This is a genomic window from Coleofasciculus sp. G1-WW12-02 (assembly GCF_040219735.1).
Taxonomy (GTDB): Bacteria; Cyanobacteriota; Cyanobacteriia; order Cyanobacteriales; family Coleofasciculaceae; genus Coleofasciculus.
On the sequence record NZ_JAVJRX010000074.1, the window covers coordinates 1 to 9,039 of the forward strand.

General features: G+C 45.5%; 4 protein-coding genes and 2 pseudogenes. 3 read left to right on the top strand and 3 right to left on the bottom strand.

Annotation, left to right across the window (positions count from 1 at the left end; genetic code table 11):
- Window positions 1-531: 531 nt before the first annotated feature.
- Window positions 532-1,389 (top strand): annotated as a pseudogene (locus RID09_RS12850) (RRXRR domain-containing protein); the annotation flags it as partial.
- 359 nt (window positions 1,390-1,748) lie between these two features.
- Here RID09_RS12850 and RID09_RS12855 read toward each other — a convergent pair.
- Window positions 1,749-2,079 (bottom strand): annotated as a pseudogene (locus tag RID09_RS12855) (protein kinase domain-containing protein); the annotation flags it as partial.
- A 62-nt stretch (window positions 2,080-2,141) separates the two neighbouring features.
- Between RID09_RS12855 and RID09_RS12860 the strand changes: the two are divergent.
- A complete protein-coding gene (locus tag RID09_RS12860; protein ID WP_446336330.1) occupies window positions 2,142-2,441 on the top strand; it encodes a hypothetical protein in 300 nt (99 codons plus the stop codon).
- 161 nt (window positions 2,442-2,602) lie between these two features.
- Window positions 2,603-4,213, top strand: a complete 1,611-nt coding sequence (locus tag RID09_RS12865) for an adenylate/guanylate cyclase domain-containing protein (RefSeq protein WP_446336331.1) — start codon at window positions 2,603-2,605, stop codon at window positions 4,211-4,213.
- 528 nt (window positions 4,214-4,741) lie between these two features.
- Here the strand turns inward: RID09_RS12865 and RID09_RS12870 are convergent.
- Both RID09_RS12870 and pyk read right to left on the bottom strand, forming a co-directional pair.
- Entirely contained in the window at window positions 4,742-6,076 is a 1,335-nt protein-coding gene (locus RID09_RS12870) for an ImmA/IrrE family metallo-endopeptidase (protein ID WP_446336332.1), read from the bottom strand.
- A 321-nt stretch (window positions 6,077-6,397) separates the two neighbouring features.
- On the bottom strand, window positions 6,398-8,182 hold the full coding sequence (gene pyk, locus RID09_RS12875; protein ID WP_446336333.1) for a pyruvate kinase: 1,785 nt from the start codon (window positions 8,180-8,182) through the stop codon (window positions 6,398-6,400).
- Between the last annotated feature and the right edge of the window lie 857 nt (window positions 8,183-9,039).

A 9,039-nucleotide genomic window follows, 5' to 3' on the forward strand; every position in this document is an offset into this window, starting at 1 on the left:
AGGTTTTTGTCTAGAACGAAAACTCGCATTACTTTGAGACTCTCATTACTGGTAAAGTTTGCCTCGACAATGTTATCCAACCTTGTTAGGTACAGCTCACTGGCTTAACTCTCTACACCTGTTTAAAACTGTACGACAGAGCCTATAACTGGCACGTATCCTAGGGTGTCATGAGCTGAATAACGTAGTTCTCGTAGAACTTAGTCTGGTCAACTAGAGCCTGTTTTCACAAGCTCCCGCTATAGTTCGCTAGAACTTAGCGGTGAGTTGTTGACTGCTGGGTAAGCTGTTCCGCCAGCATCTGTTATCACCAAACCTTGAGGCTGGCAATAGAGATGCGATCGCGTGGCTCACAGCCGATGGATTGAGAAAACAATGTAACCGATTTAACCTAAAATGAAAATAGGGGATTTGATGATGCACTCTATCCCTTATTACTCAAGTCTTGCACGCCCGGAGCAACAGTCCGCTAGGGAGGCAAAGATGTTGTCGGCAAGGAGGCTAACTCTTCAACAACCCTAACCTAGCTATAGGAGAGGTAGGCGGATTAACCGGAAGCTACCCTACCCTGAAAGATGTCACCGTCAAGCTAGGTTTGACAACCGGAAACAAAAAAAGTTACCTCCCTCGATTCGAGCCAACAAACAGTTAGAGCGTATAGTAGTCAAGGAGCTATTTAAGCTGTTTCCCATTAGTGCCATTCACTATGAATTGGTCATGGCTGATGTGGATAAAACCAGTGGTCGCAAATCGGCTCGGTCTGGCGTTGGCTTCTCTCCAGTCATGGTAGGTCAGCGACAAATGCTAACTTGGCTCTCTGAGTTAGCTCCTGTTAAAACCCATCAAGGATGGCAAAAGGATAAAAACGGAACTAGCCAGCTTAGGCAGTGGCTAGGGCTAGCCAAAGACAAAAAAGACAAGGGTAGTCAGACACCAGAAACACACGCCGTTGATGGCGTCACTTTGGCGGCGTTTGAGTTTATACAATGGCTTGAGTGGCATTCAAGCAATGCTAAACACGGCGGCTGGTGTGGTGATGTACAGGTAACACCTGCACTATTTGCGGTAATCCGTAGACCACCAATTAATCGTAGACAATTACACTTGTGTGTTCCGTCCAAAGGAAACAAACGGCGCAAATACGGCGGCACAGTAACCCGCCATGGCTTTAGAAAGGGAGACAAAGTTGTAGCCGAAAAAGCCGGAAAGACTTACATAGGTTGGTGTTCTGGAGACACCAAAGCACAGGTTTCTGTTTCCGATAGCAATTGGAAACGACTAGGGCAATTTACTGCCAAAAAAGTCCAATTGTTGCAGCGAAGCACGGGATTAATTGTCGTGCATTCAATTGGATTGTCAAATCTCCCCTTATTGAAAGGGTCGATTTGACCTCTATCCCTCCCCGCAAAGATCCGCTGAATGCGGGGTCTCACGAGATACACGATGAAAGTATTGACATCGACTGCCATGACAGCTACGAATTCTTTAAGAATTGAAACAATTCGACGCTATATCTTAGGAAAAATTCATAAATTTATAATTGCTTCTGTGATAAAATTTTGCCGATTTAGCATCTATTATGGAGCTTTTATTGCCCACACAGATTATCCACATCAATAATAGGCTGTTCCGCATTTAGATTAGGATACCTAAATGTCTCAAAGGGAACAGGAAACAGAAAACACAGGATACCCCATTTAAATGCACATCAGCTTAGACAGATGAAGGATCATCCCTTATCCGGAAGGGCGTTGACTGGGTTGCAGTTCCACACCTAGGGAATGTTCGGCAATGAAATCTGGTACTAAATAAAACTCTTGGTTATCCTCAAAGTAAGCTAACAGCCGAGGGATCTGGTCATGAGTGCCAAGCTTTTTGAGGATTTCAGCATCTCTATTAAACAGGCGTCTGGCACTCTGTAAAAAGTCTGGTTCGCTGGTAGGCAGGTTTGAGGTGTTTGACTACATAAGTCGGATTACTAGGTCTGTGGGTGTCTTGTGCCAGATATGTATGACCAAATCCACCTTGTCCTAGAACCTAAACCACTTGGTAACGTTGGTCTAGTAATGCGCCTATCATTATAATATTGATCGCTACCCGGACGTAAACTTTTAGCCTAATCAGCTTTTCAGGCAGAAGCTGTGTTATCCGGATTTTTAGGTTTTCAGCCTCAGATCGGGTACAACGAGGATGTCAACGACTCCCGCCTACTACGCCCTAAGCGGGAGATTGAAAGAGCCAGCTTTCAATCTGACTTGTCTACAACGCCGAGTCTAACGCTGGTAGAGTTGGCTGAATGTTCTCCTAGTTCAGCCCTCTGTAAGACCTCTGGAGGGGGTCGATTTCAGAAAGGACATCTGGTGTTAGATGGTAGTAAGGAGCAAGTTACTTTCAAACTAGAGGATTATCTTTATGGAACAAATACCAGTTATTTCAGCTAAGAGGCATCCACTGATGTCTACGAAACCCTCAAGGGCTAGGCGTTGGCTTAAGGACTGGAAAACTCAAGTTTACCCCAATGACTTGAATATTAAAACAAATAACTGATGGATTATCGGAAAGCTTTTTGCGCCCCACATTCGCTTCCAGGACGTATCTAGGTATGGCTGAACTCAAACTGCGCCTGCAACAAGGAAATACTAAAAAAACGGTGACAGTAAATCAGGATGTATTTACAATTGGTCGCTTACCGGAGTGCGACTTAACCTTGCCCTACGAAGGGGTATCCCGATATCATGCCCGCCTTTTGAAAACGGCAACCGAGAATTGGATGATTAAGGATATGGGGAGCAAAAACGGAACGCTGCTAAACGAACGCCTAGTGACCTCGCCTCAACTGGTGAAAAACGGGGATGTGATTTGGTTGGGGGATGTCAGTCTGGTGGTTGTTTTGGCTGATCCGTCTCAAGGCAAAACAGCCCAAGTAGAACGGATGCCCGCAGAAGCTACGATCCTTCGCAGTGTCAAAGAATTGCAACAGCAATGGATACAAGCAAAAGATAAAGGTGATGATCTTAGCGTCAAGGAAACAACTATTGCTCGCCTCAAAGATTTGGTAGAGATAGCGAAAAGTTTAAGTGCGGCTGAATCCATCGAAGCCATTTTCTCACGGGTAAAGGATGTGGTATTTCGCTATCTCGAAAGCATCGAACGTATCGCTTTATTGGTAGATGTGACGGGTTCAAGGCAACTGGAATTACTCAATGCTGCATCCAGAAACGTCAATCAGCAGCAAACCTTAGCCGAGTCCAGCCATTGGATTAGTCGTAGTATATGTCAAAAAGTCTTCACTGAAAAAGTCGCCATTCAAACGGCAGATGCCCAAGCTGACCAACGCTTTGAGGGAGAAGTCAGTATTCTGTACAAAGGAATTCGCAGCGCGATCGCTGTTCCCCTTTGGGATGAAAATAAAGTGGTTGGGGTACTCTATGCCGATGCCCATCACTCGTCAACCCATTGGACTCAAGAAGGCGAAGAAGACCTCAGCTTTTTTTCTACCTTAGCCAACCTGGTGGCATCCAGTGTACAACGCTGGCTCTTGACCCAAAAACTCACCAGCGAAGAAATAATTCGGCAACGGCTAGAACGCTATCACTCACCCGCCGTCGTTCAACAACTCATTGCCTATAAAACATTACCCGATGGTCGCTTACCTGCAGCCGAAAGTGAAATTAGTATTCTATTTGCCGATATTGTCGGCTTCACCGCGCTCTCAGAACGGTTAAGTCCAGTACAAATTGCCCAATTGCTCAATAGTTTATTTGAGGAGATGCTACAAGAAGTATTTGCTTTTAATGGCACCCTCGACAAATATATTGGCGATTGCATTATGGCATTTTTTGGCGCTCCTGAATCTCAACCGGATCATGCGGATCGCGCCTTGGCTACAGCGAAGGGAATGCTGCATCGTCTAGACAAACTAAATGCTGATGAGGTATTACCGGAACCCTTACAATTAAGGATTTCAGTGAATAGTGGAAAAGCTGTGGTAGGAGATGTGGGGAGTTCTCAACGGGTAGAATATACTGCCTTAGGCGCAACCATTAATCTGGCGGCTCGAATGGAAGCTATTTGTCCACCTGGGGAATGTGTACTGAGTGAAGATACTTATGTTTTACTGACGCACAAGCAAGGGTTAGAACTAATGGACGAGTATCGATTCAAAGGGATTGATCGACTTGTGCAAGTTTATCAAACGAAGCGAAAAACTTGAATTGTATAGCCCTATAACACCAGTAAGCGTAATCAAAATCGATACTAGAATCTCCCAAAAACTGTAACAAAAACTACAAAATTTCCTTTGAGTAGAGACGTGCCATGGCACGTCTCTACTCATTTTAATCGGAAGTTCCCCCCAGAACAAAACAACGGAATGCTTACCTAGAGGGGGTTACAACCATTTTTTGAACCCCGCTCAATGGGTACATTTGTGAAAGCGACTCCTAAAACGGATTCTGAAGTGATCGCTCTTTTTCACCAAGGTAATATGATTGTTGTTTAATTGCAAATTCATTCCATGGCTACGGGTTGAAATAATTATCGCGATCGCATAAAGTAACGATATGGTCTGGCTCGTGTCATCACGCCGAAGCCATAATCGCTACAAGCCTTATAGGATAAGAGGTTCAGCCATCCGATTTGAAGGTTGTACCCAGTACGCTTTTTGCCTATAACCGCTCAAGCCGTTGCTGGATGGGGCTTCCAGCTAGGTGTAGTACATCCGCACGGGGGGAACTTCAGTTTAATAGGGGAGACTGGCTTCTAAATCACTACTCGATTGAGGAGAATAAATCAAGCCGTTGTTTGTAAGTATTGATTCAACTGTCTGTGAACTTACTTGAAAGTGATCACCCGCATCTTCTATAGCTGACTCCGAGTAGTCACTATCTAAATAATCCTGCAAGCTGCTTAGGGGGCAAAGAAACTCCGCAGCAAAGGCACGCTGATACTTTTGTCTTGAGGTTCTAAGGTCTGTGCTGGTAAGCCATGATTCTCCTCTATTGCCATAGAACAAGTAGTCACCAATAAGCCTAGCCAATTCAAATCGTTTTGCAATCGGATGTTTTTTTCTAGGGTGGAAGTTAAACCTATTTTCTTTTAAGGGAACTGCAACTGAGATATGCTGCCGACGTGGAGGAGTCCAAGCTTCATATTCAGATTTCTTTAGACCAAGCAAATCATAAAGTGTGTCGTCGGGTATAGAATTTTCTGGAATATCAATCGCATCACGTAGAAGCGATGCTACTTTATTCCCTCGCTGCCAAGGTGCTTGTGGAGTGTCTGGGCTAACAGAGTCGTCAATAGAAATATCCGGCTTTCCTTTAAGTCCCGATTCTTGAATTTTCTCAAGAATTTCGCTGAGGGGTTTTGCCTCTGATAAATCCTGGCTACAGGCAGGAGCTAATTCTGACAAGGTTTTGATGCCTATCTGTTCAGCAAGATTCAGAGTATCTTTTACGAGACTTTCAGGACACTCATCAGGATCAAAACCCAATTCAGCCTCACAACGACGATATTGACTTGCATATCTATCAGAACGCTCCTCCTGAACTTCTTGCCAAAGGTTAGCTAATGGTGTGTTATCCACTCCCGTTGCGTTCAAACGGCTGATCACAGTCTCTATGAATTTCTCTGCTTTCCGTTCAAATTCATGGAGGTTAATTGGGCATGATCCCTCAAGACCGTTAATATACCTAACGGACTGTTGATCAACAGCCTTAGATGGTGTTGACCATATTTGCATCAATTCAGTATCTGAAGCTAGTATTACCCTGGGCCAAATAAATCCTTGATTGGCAGCAGTAAGTTCATGTGCCATCCTCCAGTCAACTGACGGTTTAGCATTTGTAGGCGGAAGAGGTTCAAAAAGTAATCGCCACCATGAAGATGCTATCCAAGCCGCAAGAGGATAAGCTGAAACAAGAACGGTATCGCGAATTGTTTTAGAGAAGGTATCCTCATGTTGAGTAAGACTTATATCTCCCACTCGTAATCCAAACATACCCATAGTCTGCTGGATTTCGGGCGAATCATTTCCACTTGTAAGCCAGTCAAAGTTAAGACTTAGTGCGTTCACTCCGAATCCTCCATTGCTCAATCACTTCTTCACAGAACGGATCTTCTTTTTGCAGACGACGATATACTAACCAAGTACAAGCAAACTCCCTATATCGTAAAGCTTACGACGAGATTCAGGCGCAGCTTGAGCCAAGTGATTAAGTAGATGTTTTGGATTGACGGCGAAGCCTGACTACCAAATAGAATACTAGCAGAATCACTGCCGACAATAGGCTCACCAATTGATCCCATACATTTATTTTGTTGGGTTTCCGGCGTCAAACCAACCTACAACCAAACTCTCCTTGTAGGGACTTGTGACACAAGTCGCAACTCCTGATTACACCATGACCGCCCCACTGCTAGTCGGACTCGCCGCCATCGCCCCGGAGTAGACTAAACCACGCTGAGTATCCAGGGTGATAATTGCACCATCCCGAATCCTCTGGGTAGCATTCTTAACCCCAACAATGACTGGAACTCCCAAGCGCATACCAATTATCGCCGCGTGACTGGTTAAACTATCTTCCTCTGTCACTACCCCTGAAGCTTTACGCATAGTATCGACAAAATCCGCACTGGTTGACGGAACCACCAAGATTTCACCCGGATTAAAGTTGTTCACTTCTCCAGCACTATACGCCACCCGAGCTAAACCACTCACTGACCCTTTGCCAATGCCAATGCCTTGACCCAGTATAGCTGTCACCACTTCCACTTTAATTAAATCCGTAGAACCCGGAACCCCTTGCAGCGTTCCCGCAGTCATCACCACTAAATCGCCCTCACAGAGTAGCTGCTTTTCCTGGGCGACATTAATCGCGGCTTGAAAGGTTTGACCCGTTGAGGGTAAATCCAACACCAATAGCGGTCGAATTCCCCAAACCAGTTGCAGTTGTCGAGCAACATCAACATGGGGAGTCACCGCCAGAATCGGAGTACAGGGGCGAAACTTGGAGACATTTCGAGCTGTAGAACCCGTCTTGGTTAGGGTCATAATCGCCGCCGCTTGTAACTGTTCAGCAATTTGACCCACGGCTTGGGAAATCGCATTGGGAATTGAGCGGCGGGTATCTTCCATATTCCGCACAATTTCCTCTTGTTCGATACGGGTGGCAATTTTTGCCATCGTCGATACGGCTTCTACGGGATAGTTCCCTACGGCTGTTTCATTGGACAGCATTACCGCGTCGGTTCCGTCTAGGATGGCATTTGCCACATCGGAAATCTCCGCACGGGTGGGACGCGGGGAATTAACCATGCTATCCAACATCTGGGTGGCGGTAATCACGGGAATTCCCAGACGATTGGCGGTGGTAATCAACCGCTTTTGCAAGATAGGCACATCCTCAGCGGGTAATTCTACCCCCAAGTCACCCCTAGCCACCATCACCCCATCGGCGAGGGAGAGGATAGCGTCCATTTGTTCAATGGCTTCGTGCTTTTCAATCTTGACAATAACCGGAACATCTTTCCCCGCGCTGTTAATTAATTCTTTGATTTCCAGCACATCTTGGGGATTACGAACAAAGCTAAGGGCTACCCAATCTACACCTTGGTCTAAGCCAAACATCAAATCCCGGCGGTCTTTATCCGTGAGGGCGCGAATGGAGAGGTAGACACCGGGGAAGTTGACCCCTTTGTTATTAGAGAGCTTACCACCGACAATCACCCGACAATGTAAGGCGCGTTTGTGGCGATTAATCTCTTCCACCCGCATCTCCACTCTGCCATCATCCAACAGAATCGTGGCACCATTGGGGACTTCATCGGCGAGGGGTTCATAAGTGACGGAACTGATATCCTGAGTACCGATTAGGGGTTCACTGGTTAAGGTGAAGCGATCGCCTCGTTCTAGTGTAATCGAATCGTTCTCAAATTTGCCCAGGCGGATTTTTGGTCCTTGTAAGTCTTGCAGGATACCCACAGGTTGATTCAGTTCAAATGCTGTTTGGCGAATCAGGCGAATGCTACGCTGATGGTCATCATGAGTGCCATGGGAAAAGTTTAGCCGCAAAGTCGTGGCACCTGCTTTAATCAATTCTCTTAGCACCTCTGGATGACTGGTAGCAGGACCAATCGTGGCTACAATCTTGGTTCGACGCCGGGATGTGTACAGTTGCATAAGCAGAAAAGGGGATGAGTCAGTAGGTGGAAGTAACGTTAACGGCGGGGCTTATCTTATGTCTTATGTTTTATCTCTTATGTCAGGGGTTGAGGACTTTTTACAGACTGGAATAGAGTTGGGTTGATTTCCACCAACCTACTTAGATCCCAATGGCACTGACCTAAGCCTTTTTAGATCGCCGAAACCCTTGATATCCCGTAGGGTGGGCATCGCCCACCAGCCAAAATTTTAGTACCATTCTACTTAGGTCTCAGTGGAACAGTAACCAATAGGTAGGATGATCAAGAATGGGTCAGCGACAGTCGAGATACATGATTGTATCGCTGTCCTTTGTCATTTGTCATTTGTCCTTCATCTTACGGGTAAGGATTAGTGTAGAGAGGTTCCCTGGCATCTGTCTATAGGGTTGATTGGGGAGACTGGAGAGTGACAGGTGTCTGGCAATTAACCGGGGGCGATGCCCACCCTACTACATCGGCAAGGTTAAAATTGTGGGTAAAATTTTTCTGGATAGCTACTCTCATAAGGGTTTGGCGAAAATACTTGACCAACGTTTTAACCTTGCCAGTGTACTACGGTATATCAAGGATTGCGGCGTATGGAGACATTAGTGTGGCAGGAAATGAAAAAGCTATATGCGAGTTTCTCTTCTCAAATATGGGACGCATAAATCTGGTTCTTCAGGACTTATTATGCTAAAATGTTAGTTAATGCCTGAATAAACACAGTCGAAAAATGAAGAAACAGCTTACTCAACTTCTTAGTTTGCAAGGCGTTATAGTTAAATCTAAAAAAAACCTTGAAAAAGCCTTAGTGTTAGAAGTTGAATCCCAATCGAAAACGCCAGCTTGTCC

Coding starts and splice junctions, on each gene's coding strand:
- pyk (WP_446336333.1), bottom strand. CDS start 8,182: ATGCAACTGTACACATCCCGGCGTCGAACCAAGATTGTAGCCACGATT.
- RID09_RS12865 (WP_446336331.1), top strand. CDS start 2,603: ATGGCTGAACTCAAACTGCGCCTGCAACAAGGAAATACTAAAAAAACG.